The organism is Ruminococcus sp. AM43-6 (genome assembly GCF_003461785.1).
GTDB lineage: Bacteria > Bacillota > Clostridia > Oscillospirales > Ruminococcaceae > Hominimerdicola > Hominimerdicola aceti.
This window is the reverse complement of the sequence record NZ_QTXU01000093.1, coordinates 273-550: the sequence shown is the minus strand read 5'-3', so window position 1 is coordinate 550 and position 278 is coordinate 273. Positions and strand designations below refer to the sequence as shown.

1 pseudogene is annotated in these 278 nt (G+C 39.9%); it reads left to right on the top strand.

From position 1 onward, the window contains the following. Window positions 1-278: pseudogene (locus DW938_RS15050) on the top strand (IS1182 family transposase); the annotation flags it as partial.

Sequence of the window (278 nt, the reverse complement as noted above, 5' to 3'; positions counted from 1 at the left end):
TACATAGACGGAACAAAGATAGAAGCCAACGCAAACAAATACAGCTGGGTATGGAAAAAAAGCTGTGAGAAAAACCGTCTGAAGGTATTTGCAAGGATAACAGAATTGCTTGGTGAAATGAATGAAAAGATCTCTTCATTCTGCGTAAAATTCGGCATTCGTGAAGAATATGCTATTGAGTATTTAGAGCAAATACAGCAGCAATATGCAAAGCTTTGCGGCTTTGACCCGGAAACTGCAATTCGGGGACGGGGACATCATAAAACAATTGAACAGAG